Source organism: Rhizobiales bacterium NRL2, from assembly GCA_001664005.1.
Classification (GTDB): Bacteria; Pseudomonadota; Alphaproteobacteria; order Minwuiales; family Minwuiaceae; genus Minwuia.
In genome coordinates, this window is sequence record CP016093.1 from 3,168,151 (window position 1) to 3,179,659 (window position 11,509).

At 66.9% G+C, this 11,509-nt stretch carries 13 protein-coding genes; 10 read left to right on the plus strand and 3 right to left on the minus strand.

The annotated features are described in order from the left end of the window. Positions 1 to 127 precede the first annotated feature (127 nt). The 7 genes from TEF_14710 to TEF_14740 all read left to right on the plus strand — a co-directional run bounded on the left by TEF_14710 (position 128) and on the right by TEF_14740 (position 5,701). Entirely contained in the window at positions 128 to 820 is a 693-nt protein-coding gene (locus TEF_14710) for a hypothetical protein (protein ANK83506.1), read from the plus strand. A 128-nt stretch (positions 821 to 948) separates the two neighbouring features. Continuing rightward, positions 949 to 1,740 carry a hypothetical protein gene (locus TEF_14715; GenBank protein ID ANK81906.1) on the plus strand — a complete coding sequence of 264 codons (792 nt, stop codon included), beginning with the start codon at positions 949 to 951 and terminating at the stop codon, positions 1,738 to 1,740. A 105-nt stretch (positions 1,741 to 1,845) separates the two neighbouring features. Then, a complete protein-coding gene (locus TEF_14720) occupies positions 1,846 to 2,289 on the plus strand; it encodes a 3-dehydroquinate dehydratase (GenBank protein ID ANK81907.1) in 444 nt (147 codons plus the stop codon). A gap of 36 nt (positions 2,290 to 2,325) precedes the next feature. Beyond that, positions 2,326 to 3,048 carry a protocatechuate 3,4-dioxygenase subunit beta gene (locus TEF_14725; GenBank protein ANK81908.1) on the plus strand — a complete coding sequence of 241 codons (723 nt, stop codon included), beginning with the start codon at positions 2,326 to 2,328 and terminating at the stop codon, positions 3,046 to 3,048. Positions 3,049 to 3,052: 4 nt separating this feature from the next. Next, positions 3,053 to 3,658, plus strand: coding sequence for a protocatechuate 3,4-dioxygenase subunit alpha (locus TEF_14730; protein ANK81909.1), 606 nt, complete (start codon positions 3,053 to 3,055; stop codon positions 3,656 to 3,658). 11 nt (positions 3,659 to 3,669) lie between these two features. Continuing rightward, on the plus strand, positions 3,670 to 5,028 hold the full coding sequence (locus tag TEF_14735; GenBank protein ID ANK81910.1) for a 3-carboxy-cis,cis-muconate cycloisomerase: 1,359 nt from the start codon (positions 3,670 to 3,672) through the stop codon (positions 5,026 to 5,028). Further along, positions 5,012 to 5,701: a hypothetical protein gene (locus TEF_14740; GenBank protein ANK81911.1), complete on the plus strand. Its 690-nt coding sequence runs from the start codon at positions 5,012 to 5,014 to the stop codon at positions 5,699 to 5,701. The genes TEF_14735 and TEF_14740 overlap by 17 nt, the downstream gene beginning before the upstream one ends. A 125-nt stretch (positions 5,702 to 5,826) precedes the next feature. On the opposite strand, the gene TEF_14745 is transcribed toward TEF_14740, so the two are convergent. From TEF_14745 to TEF_14755, 3 genes are all read right to left on the minus strand, one after another. Continuing rightward, complete coding sequence (locus tag TEF_14745; GenBank protein ID ANK83507.1) at positions 5,827 to 6,480, minus strand: 5-formyltetrahydrofolate cyclo-ligase; 654 nt, start codon at positions 6,478 to 6,480, stop codon at positions 5,827 to 5,829. Between the two features lie 56 nt (positions 6,481 to 6,536). Beyond that, positions 6,537 to 8,312 carry a thiamine pyrophosphate-requiring protein gene (locus tag TEF_14750; GenBank protein ID ANK81912.1) on the minus strand — a complete coding sequence of 592 codons (1,776 nt, stop codon included), beginning with the start codon at positions 8,310 to 8,312 and terminating at the stop codon, positions 6,537 to 6,539. Between the two features lie 166 nt (positions 8,313 to 8,478). Further along, positions 8,479 to 8,973 (minus strand): MarR family transcriptional regulator, encoded by a 495-nt coding sequence (locus TEF_14755; protein ANK81913.1) that lies wholly within the window; start codon positions 8,971 to 8,973, stop codon positions 8,479 to 8,481. Positions 8,974 to 9,216: 243 nt separating this feature from the next. Between TEF_14755 and TEF_14760 the strand changes: the two genes are divergently transcribed. The 3 genes from TEF_14760 to TEF_14770 are packed head-to-tail and all read left to right on the plus strand — an operon-like array spanning position 9,217 to position 11,490. Continuing rightward, a complete protein-coding gene (locus TEF_14760; GenBank protein ANK81914.1) occupies positions 9,217 to 9,765 on the plus strand; it encodes a diaminobutyrate acetyltransferase in 549 nt (182 codons plus the stop codon). Positions 9,766 to 9,807: 42 nt separating this feature from the next. Then, entirely contained in the window at positions 9,808 to 11,094 is a 1,287-nt protein-coding gene (locus TEF_14765; protein ID ANK81915.1) for a diaminobutyrate--2-oxoglutarate transaminase, read from the plus strand. 6 nt (positions 11,095 to 11,100) lie between these two features. Further along, positions 11,101 to 11,490 carry an L-ectoine synthase gene (locus tag TEF_14770; protein ANK81916.1) on the plus strand — a complete coding sequence of 130 codons (390 nt, stop codon included), beginning with the start codon at positions 11,101 to 11,103 and terminating at the stop codon, positions 11,488 to 11,490. Positions 11,491 to 11,509 lie beyond the last annotated feature (19 nt).

Below are 11,509 nucleotides of genomic sequence, written 5' to 3' on the forward strand. Positions count from 1 at the left end.
GCCGGCCTGCTGCCGGGCCGACGACGCATTCCCCGCGCCATTTGATACAGGTCAAGTCGGGCCGTCCGGAGATGCGTCACGATCTGCGGGCAATGCCGCGATGAACCGGCCAGCGGAGGAGAGTGAGATGCAAGCCGCAGATGTCATGACGCCGAACGTCATTACCGTATCGCCGGACGCCACCGTCCGGGAGATCGCCGAACGGCTGCTCGCCAACCGGATCAGCGCCGTCCCCGTTGTCGACGCCGACGGCGGGCTCCTCGGCATCGTCAGCGAAGGCGACCTGATCCGCCGCGCCGAGACCGAGACCGAACGCCGCGAGAACTGGTGGCTGAGGGTCTTCGCCACCCAGGACGAGGAAGCCAGCAAGTACGTCAAGGAACACGGCAGGCTGGCCCGGGAGGTGATGACCCGCGACGTCGTCACCACGACGCCGACGGCGACGCTGCGCGAGATCGCGGACCTTCTCGAACGTCACCACGTCAAGCGCCTGCCCGTCGTCGACGGCGGGCGTCTCGTCGGTATTGTCAGCCGCGCCAATATCCTGCGCGGGCTGATCGCCGCCCCGGACCCCCAGATCAAGACCGCCTCCGATGACCGCAAGCTGCGCGAGGACGTGCTCAAGGCCATCTCCGAACAATCGGGCCTGGTGATGCCGACGATCGACGCCATCGTCCATGACGGCGTCGCCCAGCTCTGGGGCCTGGCCAGATCGGATGCGCGCGCAAAGGCGGCTGCCGTCGCCGCGGAGAACGTGCCGGGGATCCGCAAGGTCGAGAACCACGTGCGGCACGTGCCGGGCTGGTACTACGGCCTGTAACACCGGAGGAGACGGCCGGCTTCGCCTTCCGCAGGACGGTGTCGCCGCTGGCCGACGGGAATTGCCGGGCGTAGAATGAGCCTGATCACGCCCCGCCGGGGACGGGCTGTGGGAGGGGATAGCTCGGCATGGAAGCGGAACAGGAACCCATCAGTGAGTCGCCGATCCGTCTGGAGGTCGGCGTCGCCACATTCTCGGACGTCCGGGGCGCGCTTGGCGCCGGACTCCGCGATTTCGCGCGACGGCCCGCGCTCAGCCTCTTTTTCGGCCTCGTCTACGCCCTGTTCGGCGCCGCCCTGATCGCCGGTCTCACGGTCTTCGACCAGATCTGGATCGTGATCGCCACCGCCGTGGGCTTCCCGCTGGTGGCGCCCTTCCTTGCCGCCGGGCTCTACGAGATGTCACGCAGGCTGAAGCTCGATGAAGCCTTCACGGCGCGCGACATCTTCGGCGTGATCTTCACCCAGCAGCGCCGCGAATTCGGCTGGATGTCCTTCATCGTCCTGTTCGTCTTCTGGATCTGGGCCTATCAGGTCCGCCTCGTGCTCGCCCTGACGCTCGCCTATCAGGGTTTCCGTTCGCTGGATCACCTGCTCTCCGTCCTGTTCACCACCAGTGAAGGCGTCACCTTCCTGCTCGTCGGCTCCGCGGTCGGCGCCGTGCTGGCGACCATCCTCTTTTCGATCACGGTGATCTCGATGCCGCTGCTGCTGGACAAGCGGGTCGATTTCGTCACGGCAATGATCACCAGCGTGAAAACGGTGATTCAGAGCCCTGTGGTCATGCTGGGATGGGGTGCGGCAGTAGGCGCGCTGACGCTGCTCGCCATCGCGCCCCTGTTCGTCGGCGTCATCTTCGTCTTCCCCCTTCTCGGCCATACGAGCTGGCATCTCTACGAACGGCTCGTCCGCGAGAAGTGATAGAGGCGCCTCGGCGCGCCGGGCCGCCCCACGATCGCCTCCATTCCGATATGCTGCCGCTGTCGGCCGGCACGGCCCGGACCGACCGGAATGCGGGAGAGAATCATGCAGAAACCGATCTACGTGCTGAACGGCCCCAACTTGAACCGCCTGGGAACGCGGGAGCCCGAAATCTACGGTCGCGACACCCTGGCCGACATCGAGGCCATGTGCCGCGAGGCGGCCGGCGAGCGGGCGGTCGAGTTCCGCCAGACCAACATGGAGGGCGAACTGGTCAGCTGGGTACAGGAGGCCATCGACGAAGGCGCCGGGATCGTGGTCAATCCGGCGGCGTATACGTTCACCTCGCTCGCCCTACTCGACGCGCTCAAGATGTTCCCCGGCCCGATCATCGAACTCCACATCTCCAACATCCACCGGCGCGAGGAAATCTACCACCGCTCCTACGTCTCCCGCATCGCGACAGCGGTCATGGCCGGGTTCGGCGCTCAGGGCTATCGTCTGGCGATCGAAGCGATGCAGACCATGCTTGCCGCGCGTGGCGAATAGCGAAACAGTGTGGAGGAACGGGAGAGCGGAGAGGACATGGACTGGATGGACGGCTTCAGACCGAGGGATCGGGCGCATCAACCGCCAGCCCTTCATCCGGCCTACAGGACCAGCCTGACGCGTTCGCCCCGCCATCCGCCGGTGGCGGTCCCCACCGGCCTGACAGAGATGACCGGCCCGGTCTTCGGCGCCGCCGGGATCGACGCCCTGGAGGCCGATCTGCTTCGCAACGGCCGGGTCGACGGTGACCCGATCGGCGAACGCGTCCTGATCCACGGTCGGGTCCTGGACGAGGACGGGCGTCCTCTGCGCCGCAGCCTGGTGGAGATCTGGCAGGCCAATGCCGCGGGCCGGTATCGCCACGTCAACGATTCCTACCTGGCGCCAGTCGATCCCAACTTCACCGGCGGCGGACGCTGCCTCACCGACCAGGACGGCCGCTATGCATTCATGAGCATTCGGCCGGGCCCCTATCCCTGGCCCAACGGCCCCAACACCTGGCGCCCTGCGCATGTCCACTTCTCTCTCTTCGGCGAGGGGTTCGCGCAGCGCCTGGTCACGCAGATGTATTTCGAAGGCGATCCCCTGCTGCCGCTCTGCCCGATCTTCAACTCGGTGCCCGACAAGGCCGCGCGGGACCGGCTGGTGGCGACGCTGGACATGGAGGCGGCGAAGCCCTTCGACCATCTGGCCTACCGTTTCGACCTGGTGTTGCGCGGCCGCGCCGCCACGGTGTTCGAAAGCCGGCAGGAAGAATGACGCCATGAACCTGAAAGAAACCGCGTCGCAGACCGCCGGTCCGTTCGTGCACATCGGGCTGGCGCCGGAAGCCGCCGGCATTCCGACCGGCCGCAATGCGCGCGAGAACCTGATGGCCCAGCCGGGTTGCCAGGGGGAACGCATCCGCATCGAAGGCGTTGTCACCGACGGTGAAGGCAACGCGGTCAAGGACGCCCTGATCGAGGTCTGGCAGGCCGACGCCGAAGGATGCTTCCACCACCGGGATTCCCCCGGGAGGGCCGATCCGAAGGTCAGCAACTGGGGCCGCTGCGCTGCTTCCTTCGAGGACGGAACCTGGTCGTTCACGACCGTGAAGCCCGGTCCGACGCCAGCCGCCGACGGGCGCCTCCAGGCGCCGCACGTCGATCTGCTGATCCACGCCCGCGGCATCAACTTCCACCTCATGACGCGCGTCTACTTCGCCGACGAGGCTGTGGCCAACGCCGAGGATCCGCTGCTGCAACTGATCGACGACGAAGACCGCCGGGCGACGCTGATCGCCGGGCGCTCGAACCGCGCCGGTCAAACGGTCTACCGCTTCGACATCCGACTCCAGGGCGAAGGCGAAACCGTCTTCCTCGACTTCTGAGCGCCCGGACCTTGACCACCTCCCCCCTGGACAGCGCAATCTATGGCGACCTTTTCTGCGACCCGGCGGCGAGACGATTGCTCGACGACCGGGCGCAGATCGAGGCCATGCTGCGTTTCGAAGGCGCCCTCGCCGAGGCCCAGGGGGAGGTCGGCGTGATCCCGCAGGACGCCGCCGCGGCGATCGCGCGCGCCGCGTCCTCGCTGGCAATCGAGCCAGCCCGCCTTGCGGCCGAAACCGCGCGCGACGGCGTGCCCGTACCGGCGCTGGTCGCTGCGCTCAGGCAGGCGACCGGGGGCCAGGCGGCCTCCTACGTGCATTGGGGGGCAACGTCGCAGGACGTCATGGACACCGGGCTGGTCCTGCGCCTCCGGGACCTGCTCGACCTCTATCGTGAACGCATGGCGGCGACGGCTTCCTCGCTCGCCGCGCTGGCGCGCCGCTACCGCCACCAACCAATGGCGGGCCGCACGCGCTCGCAGCAGGCCACGCCGACGACTTTCGGGCTCAAGGCGGCGGGCTGGCTGGCGCCAATGGTCAGGCACCGCGATCGCCTGGCCGAGCTCCGTCCCCGCCTGCTCCGCCTCTCCCTGGGTGGGGCGTCCGGCACGCTCTCGGCCATGGGCGAGCGGGCGCCCGCTGTGGAGAAGGCCCTGGCCAGGCGGCTGGACCTGGGCATCGCACCATCGCCCTGGCACGCGCAGCGGGACGCATTGCTGGAACTCGGCGGCTGGCTCTCGCAGGCGACCGCCAGCCTCGGCAAGATGGGCCTCGATCTGACGCTCCTCGCCCAGAGCGAGGTCGGCGAGGTCCGGCTGGCCGGCGGCGGTTCGTCCACCATGCCGAACAAGGCGAACCCCATTTCGGCGGAAACCCTCGTGTCCCTGGCCCGGTTCAATGCCGGCCAGATTGGCCTGCTGCACCAGGCGGCGCTGCAGGAACATGAACGCGGCGGCCCCGGCTGGGCCCTGGAATGGCTCACCCTCGCCCCCATGGCCGCGGCGACCGCGGGCGCCTTCTCGCAGGCTCTCTCGTGCCTCGAAGGCCTCACGGTCCGCCCCGGGCGCATGCGCGCCAATCTGGACGCAGCGCTGAGCCTCCCACTGGCCGAGGCCGCGAGCTTTGCGCTTTCGGTCCACCTGCCGCGGGAGGAGGCGCAGCGGCTGGTCAAGGCAGCGTGCGTCCGGGCGAGCGATGAGGAACGCGATCTGTTCGAGATACTGCCTGAGCTCTCCGATGCCCCCATCGACTGGAAATCGCTGGCCGATCCGGCAGGCGCGCTGGGCATGGCCGACGCCTTCGTCGACCGCGTTCTGGCGGCTTGGGAAGAAACGTGGAAAGGAGGAGCCAGCGATGGCGCTTCGCAGTGACGCCGCCATGGTGCTGTTCTACGACATCGAGGGCGACAGCGCCGACCACGACGACTGGCACAGCAACGAGCATTTTCACGAAAGACTCTCTGTGCCGGGCTTCATTCGGGCGACGCGCTGGGTTTCGACCGGCTCGGCGCCCCGGTACATGGTGACCTACGAGGTCAGCGGCGTCGACGTCGCGACGTCGACGGCCTATCTGGATCGGCTGAACGACCCGACGCCGTGGACACGCGAGATGATGCCACGCTTCCGCGGCATGATCCGGGGGTTCTGCCGCGTCGTGGAGAGCCATGGCTTCGGCCTGGGCGCCGCCGCGGCGGTGCTGCGTTTCAGGCCGGGCGAAGGCGCCGACGAGAATCTCGCCGACTGGATCCGGCGCGAAGTCCTGCCGCAGCTCGTCCGCCGGCCGGAAGTCGTCGGCGCGCATTTTCTGCAACCGTCGCCGCCGCCGCCGATGACACGCGAGCAGTCGCTCCGGGGTGCCGATGACCCGATGTCCTGGCTGGTGCTTGTCACGGCCTTTGACGGCGCCGCCCTGGCGCGTGCCGCCGCAGCACATCTCGACCCCGCGGTGTTCCGCGAACGGGGCGCGACGGCCGGAACCGTCCTCGGAGAATATGCGCTCCACCATATCGCTGACGAGGAAGAGGCGGCGCGGGTGCGCGACTGAGACGCCAATGCCCGTTCGGCATAGCTCTGGTCGCCGGCCTCGTCATGTTCGACCAGATCCGGATCGTTGTCACGACGGCCGTCGGCTCGCTGGTCGGCGGGCCCCTGCCCCAGTCCGGTGGCCTACTATCGGTGAATCACCGTCCCGTCCGTCAGAATCACGCTGTCCATGGGCACGTCCCAGGGCATCGGGAAGATCGTCTTCATCCGGCAGAAGGCATGACCGACGCCGACGATCTTCGGCATCGGGCGCAGGCGCACGAGCGTCCGGTCGTAATAGCCGCCGCCATTGCCGAGCCGGTAGCCCGACTCGTCGACGCCGAGGAGCGGCACGATCACCGTGTCAGGCGTTTCGGCCTCGCCGTCGACGGGCACCGGTATGTCCCAGACTCCGGGCGCCATGGCGCAGCCGGGACGCCACCGGCGGAAGACGAGGGGCGCCTCCTTCGCCGCCACGACCGGCAGCAGAACACGCGCGCCGGCGGCGTCGGCGCGCGCCATCCAGTCCCGCAGATCGGGTTCGCCGCGGATCGGCCAATAGACGGCGATCCGCGTCCCCGCTTCCACGGCGACATGCTCATCGAGCCGTCCCATGAGTTCGCCGGCCATGGCGCGCCGGTCGCGTGCGGACAGTTTTCGCCGCTCGGCCAGCAGTCTCGTACGCTCGGCGCGCCTGAAGCGCGCGACGTCCCGCGCCGCTTCCGGATCCACGGGGTGACCGTCGACCAGCATGTGCGCAAGGCACGGGACCGATCCGGCGCGCTCGTCGTCGTCGTTCATCATGACTGCCGATCCTACATCCGCGCGCCGTTCCGCGGCCAGCGCAGCGCAGGCGACTAACGTGTCAGCCCGCGCTCAAGGCTGTGCCAGATGATGGCGCGGGCTTCCGGGTCGCCTTTCATCAGCGCCTTGACGTAGCTCTTCGCCTGGCTCCGGGTGATGTGGGACGGCAGGGTGGGCACCGTTGGATCGACCAGGGCATCGATCACCACCGGCCGGTCGGCGGCCAGCGCCGAATCCCACGCCGGCGCAATGTCCTCCGGCTTCTCGATGCGGATGCCCTTCAGTCCAAGCGTCCCGGCATAGTGAGCGTAGTCGAAGGCGGGAACGTCCTGCGTTTCCTCGACCTTCGGCGTCTTTGCCTGTGCGCGCAGTTCCCAGGTGACCTGATTGAGGTCGCCATTGTTGAGCACGCAGATGATGGCGCGCGGGTCTTCCCATTGCCGCCAGTACCGGGCGATGGTGATCAACGCGTTGAGACCCAGCATCTGCATCGCCCCGTCGCCGATGAAACCGATCGCCGGCCGGTCCGGATAGCAGAACTTCGCCGCCGTCGTGTAAGGGACAGCCGGACACATGGTGGCCAGCGTGCCCGACAGCGATGCCTTCATGCCGCGCCGCACCTTCAGCGCGCGCGCGAACCAGTTGGTCGAGGTGCCTGAATCGGCCGACAGGATGACGTCGTCCGGCAATCTGGGCGACAGCTCCCAGAACAGCAATTGGGGGTTCACCGGGTCGGCCTTCTGGTGCGCCCGCTTCTCCGCGCCCTTCCACCAGTCGTCGATATTGTCCTCGACCTTCCTGCGCCATTTGCGGTCGGTCTTGCGTTTGAGCAGCGGCTTCAGGGCCCGAAGCGTCGCCCCCGCATCGCCCTGAAGGTTGACCTCCATCGGGTAGCGCAGGGACAGCATCCCCGGGTCGATATCGACCTGCACCCCGCGCGCGTTGCCTTCCTTCGGCAGGAACTGGGCATAGGGAAAGCCGGAGCCGATCATGAAGAAGGTGTCGCAGTCACGGACCAGTTCCCAGGAAGGCTTGGTTCCGAGCAGCCCCGACTGGCCGGTCACGCCCGGCTCGTCGTCGCCGACGGCGGCGCGGCCGAGCAGCGCCTTGGCGACGCCGGCGCCCAGGATGTCCGCAATCTCCATGACTTCGTCGCCCGCGCCAAGCGCGCCCGCGCCGACGAACATCGCCACCTTCTCGCCCTCGTTGAGAACCGCCGCGGCGCGTTCCAGCTGCGCCTGGTCCGGCGTCACCACTCCGGGCGTGTAGCCGACCCCGCTGTGCATCGTGCCGTGGCCATGCCGCGGCTCCTCCACCGCGTCCGCTTCCTGCACGTCGGCGGGCACGATCAGCGCGGTGACCGTCCGATAGCCCTTTGCGATCCGGAATGCACGATCCAGCAGATGACGCATCTGCTCGGGCGATGCGCACATGTGGACGTATTCGTGGGCCACGTCCTTGAACAGCGCCGGCAGGTCCACCTCCTGCAGGAAGTCGCCGCCCAGGGCGGGCCGCGGCTGCTGTCCGACGATGGCGACGACCGGCTGATGGTCCAGCTTCGCATCGTAGAGGCCGTTCAGCAGATGGATGGCGCCCGGTCCGCTGGTCGACATGCAGACGCCCACCTCGCCCGTGTACTTGGCATGGGCGCAGGCCATGAAGGCGGCTTCCTCCTCGTGCCGGGGCTGGATGAAGTCCAGACCGTCGCCATCGGCGCGTTCGACCGCACTGAGAATACCGCCGATGCCTTCGCCACTGTAGCCATAGACCCGTTCCACGCCCCAGTCGCGCAGGCGCTCCAGCATGAAATCCGCGACGGTCTTCGCCATCTTCCCGATCCTCCATCGTCCGGCCGCGACGGGCGTGGAAAAGCCCGGTGCATCGGGACATGGGGAAAACCGTCTGGATATGAACCGCGGCATTCCGTCGACGCTGTCTTGTGCGTCGTGGAACAACGAAGCCGCGGTGGTGGCAAGTGCGTCGCGGGCAGCCGGCTCAGGCCGATTCGCGGTGAATCTCGCCATTGGCGGGCAGCGGCGCCTCTTCGATCTCAACGGCGTCAAGCATCGCGGCGACGCGCTCGAGCGACGCGATCAGCTGAGCCTGTTCCCAGTCCGCGAGGGCCTGGAATGCGCGGACGAAGCGTTGCGGCAGGGCGCCCGCGGCCTGCTGCAGGCGTTCATGGCCGATCGGCGTGCTGACGATGTGGGTCTGCCGCCGGTCGGCCTGCGACGGCAGACGCCGGACCATGCCGTGCGCAACCAGCTTGTCCACCAGAGATGTCACTGTCGCCTGGCTGACCCGCATCTGCTGCGCCAGGGCCTTGGGTGTGGCACTGTCCTGGCTGTCGACGATCTGAAGAACGCGGAGCTGCGTCGGCGTCAACCCGGCGGCCTGCGCCAGATCGCGGGAATACAGCTCCGTCGCGCGCACGATCCGGTGCAGGGCGATCAGGCTGTCATCCGTTCTGTGTCGGGACGCGTTGTTCATGATTCTCTCACGGCATTGAGTCCTATTTGCTTCAGCACGTGAAGATTTTCAATATAAAATTTGCTTCGGCTAAGAGCGTCCATCCGCGACATGCTTAGCCTGTGCGCGCCCTGGCGGCGGCTAAATGTACGTATATATGCGGCATATTCCATCCGCTGGCGGAAAAATATGCTTTGATGGTTGAAATTTCAGCAGCCCCCATATAGTTAGCTTCATCGAAGTTAGTGTGGAGGCGCAGGTACAATGCCCGAGATCATCGGAGACGAACCCAAATCCAAACCTCGAACTCGTGCGCCCCGTCTGCGCAAACCGAATGCGGAAGACGGGGCGGAAATCTGGGCGCTTGTGCGTGATTGCAAGCCGCTGGACGAGAACTCGATGTACTGCAATCTGATCCAGGCCGATCATTTCCGCGACACGTGCGTGGTGGCGGAACTCGACGGTGACGTCGTCGGCTGGATATCGGGACACATGATTCCCAACGAAGACGCGTTCTTCGTCTGGCAGGTGGCGGTGAGTCCGAAGGCCCGCGGCCTCGGTCTCGGCAAGAAGATGCTGCTGCACCTGCTGGAGCGCGACGCCTGCGCCGACGCGGCAGAGCTCAAGACGACGATCACCGAAGACAACGACGCTTCCTGGGCGCTGTTCCGCAGCTTCGCCCGCGCGATCGGCGGCGAACTCACCGATGAGCCGCATTTCGACGAAGAGGCGCACTTCGACGGTCGCCACGACACCGAGCACATGGTGACGATCACCCTGCCCGAGGAATTCGATCTCAAGCAGGCGGCCTGACCGCCGCAACGAAATTCCCGAATCTCCGAAAGGACGTACGCCATGCCCAATGACATGGACCAGAAGACCTCTGTCTTTGCACGCCGCGAAAGCGAAGCGCGCTCCTACTGCCGCTCCATCCCCTCGCTGTTCACCGAGGCCCGCGGCTCCGAACTGTTCGACGACGAAGGCAACCGCTATATCGATTTCCTGGCCGGCTGCTCGTCGCTGAACTATGGCCATAACGATCCCGACATGAAGCAGGCGCTGCTGGACTACATCGCCGGCGACGGCATCGCCCACGGCCTGGATCTGCACACCGAAGCCAAGGGCGCCTTCCTGACCGCCTTCGAGGAGCACATCCTGAAGCCGCGGGACATGGATCACCGGGTCATGTTCATGGGCCCGACCGGCGCCAACGCCGTCGAGGCGGCGATGAAGATCGCCCGCAAGAAGACGGGCCGCACCAACATCGTGGCCTTCACCCGCGGCTTCCACGGCGTGACCATGGGCGCGCTGGCCGCGACCGGCAACGGCTACCACCGCGGCGGCGCCGGGATGGACAAGTCCGGCGTCACCCGCATGCCGTACGACGGCTTTGCCGACGGCGTCGACAGCGCCGCGCTGCTGGAGCAGATGCTGACCGATCCGTCGGGCGGCATCGACGCACCCGCGGCGATCATCCTGGAAACCGTCCAGGGCGAGGGCGGACTGAACGCCGCTTCGACCGAGTGGATCGAGAACGTGGCGCGGATCGCCCGCGACAATGGCGCGCTGCTGATCATCGACGACATCCAGGCGGGCTGCGGCCGCACCGGGACCTTCTTCTCCTTCGAGAACATGGACGTGCAGCCGGACCTCGTGACCATGGCCAAGTCCATCTCCGGATTCGGGCTGCCCATGGCGATGGTTCTGGTCCGCCCCGAGCACGACGTCTTCGGCCCCGCCGAGCACAACGGCACCTTCCGCGGCAACACCCACGCCTTCGTCACCGCGCGCGTCGCGATCGAGAAGTTCTGGGCCGACGACAGCTTCGAGAAGGCCCTGGAAGAGAAGGCCACGCGCCTGACCAGGGCGCTGCGCAAGCTGGCCGAGACAGTGCCCGGCTCCCGCCTGAAGGGCCGCGGCCTGATGCAGGGGCTGGACGTCCATTCCGGCGAACTGGCCGGCGCAATCTGCGCCCGCGCCTTCGAGCTCGGCCTGGTGGTCGAGACCTCGGGCTCGAACGACGAGGTGGTCAAGATTCTGGCGCCCCTGACGACGCCGGCGGCGCTGTTCGAGGAAGGCTTCAACATGCTCGAGCAAGCGGCCGCGGACGTTACCGGCGGCATGCAGATCGCAGCGGAGTAGACGTTCATGATCATCAGGGATTTCAATGAGCTGAAGGGCACCGACAGGGCCGTCTCGGACAAGGAATGGACCTCCGTGCGGATGCTGCTGGCCGACGACGGGATGGGATTTTCCTTCCACATCACGACGCTGAAGGCCGGCTCGGAGCATACCTTCCACTACAAGCACCACTTCGAGAGCGTCTACTGCATCTCCGGCCGCGGCTCGATCACGGATCTCGGAACCGGCGAAACCCACCAGATCAAGCCGGGCGTGATGTATGCGCTCAACCTGCACGACCACCACACCGTCCGCGCCGAGGAAGACCTCGTCATGGCCTGCTGCTTCAACCCGCCGGTGACGGGCAAGGAAGTGCATCGCGAAGACGGTTCCTACGCGCCGGCCGACGAGATTTGAGGGCAAAGTAGAGTAGTAC